At 56.6% G+C, this 1,608-nt stretch carries 1 rRNA gene (only partly in view); it reads left to right on the forward strand.

Going from position 1 to position 1,608, the window contains the following annotated elements:
* Nucleotides 1-1,548: ribosomal RNA gene (locus AB0G02_RS28385) — 23S ribosomal RNA — on the forward strand; it begins 1,356 nt to the left of the window's first position.
* Nucleotides 1,549-1,608 lie beyond the last annotated feature (60 nt).

Here is a 1,608-nt window from a genome sequence, read left to right on the forward strand (position 1 = left end):
AAAGCGCCGTGGAAGTCTTCGGACGACTGTGGTTGTGGAGCGCGGGACCTGAACTTGTAGTAGTCAAGCGATGGGGTGACGCAGGAGGGTAGCTCCGCCAGTGAGTGGTAGTACTGGTGTAAGCGTGTAGGCCGTAGCATAGGCAAATCCGTGCTGCATGTAGGCTGAGACGTGATGCATAGCCGATTGAGGCGAAGTAGAGTGATCCCATGCTGCCGAGAAAAGCCTCTAGTGAGTGTTCATGCGGCCCGTACCCCAAACCGACACAGGTGGTCAGGTAGAGAATACCGAGGCGATCGGGCGAACTGTGGTTAAGGAACTCGGCAAAATGCCCCCGTAACTTCGGGAGAAGGGGGGCCGAGGGATTTGAAGCCCCTTGCGGGCTAGGATTTTTCGGCCGCAGAGACCAGCGAGAAGCGACTGTTTACTAAAAACACAGGTCCGTGCGAAGTCGCAAGACGATGTATACGGACTGACGCCTGCCCGGTGCTGGAACGTTAAGGGGACCGGTTAGCTCTTCGGGGCGAAGCTGAGAACTTAAGCGCCAGTAAACGGCGGTGGTAACTATAACCATCCTAAGGTAGCGAAATTCCTTGTCGGGTAAGTTCCGACCTGCACGAATGGCGTAACGACTTCTCGACTGTCTCAACCACAGGCCCGGCGAAATTGCATTACGAGTAAAGATGCTCGTTACGCGCGGCAGGACGGAAAGACCCCGGGACCTTTACTATAGCTTGGTATTGGTGTTCGGTTCGGCTTGTGTAGGATAGGTGGGAGACTGTGAAGCTGTGACGCCAGTCATGGTGGAGTCGTCGTTGAAATACCACTCTGGTCGTACTGGATGTCTAACCTCGGTCCGTGATCCGGATCAGGGACAGTGCCTGGTGGGTAGTTTAACTGGGGCGGTTGCCTCCCAAAGGGTAACGGAGGCGCTCAAAGGTTCCCTCAGCCTGGTTGGCAATCAGGTGTCGAGTGCAAGTGCACAAGGGGGCTTGACTGTGAGACCGACAGGTCGAGCAGGGACGAAAGTCGGAACTAGTGATCCGGCCATGGCTTGTGGAAGCGTGGTCGCTCAACGGATAAAAGGTACCCCGGGGATAACAGGCTGATCTTGCCCAAGAGTCCATATCGACGGCATGGTTTGGCACCTCGATGTCGGCTCGTCGCATCCTGGGGCTGGAGTAGGTCCCAAGGGTTGGGCTGTTCGCCCATTAAAGCGGTACGCGAGCTGGGTTTAGAACGTCGTGAGACAGTTCGGTCCCTATCCGCCGCGCGCGTAGGATACTTGCGGAAGGCTGTCCCTAGTACGAGAGGACCGGGACGGACGGACCTCTGGTGTGCCAGTTGTCCTGCCAAGGGCATTGCTGGTTGGCTACGTTCGGAAGGGATAACCGCTGAAAGCATCTAAGCGGGAAGCCTGTTCCTAGATGAGGTATCCCACCCTTTGTGGGTTAAGGCCCCCAAGAGACGATTGGGTTGATAGGCCGGAGATGGAAGGTCGGTAACGGCTGGAGTTGACCGGTACTAATAGGCCGAGGACTTGCTACGAAAATGCTACGCATCCACTGTGCGGTTCTGAGAGAGCCGAACCGGACCACCACGGTCCAC

Origin of the sequence: Actinosynnema sp. NPDC023658, from assembly GCF_040639995.1 — a bacterium.
In the GTDB taxonomy this organism is placed as follows: Bacteria; Actinomycetota; Actinomycetes; order Mycobacteriales; family Pseudonocardiaceae; genus Actinosynnema.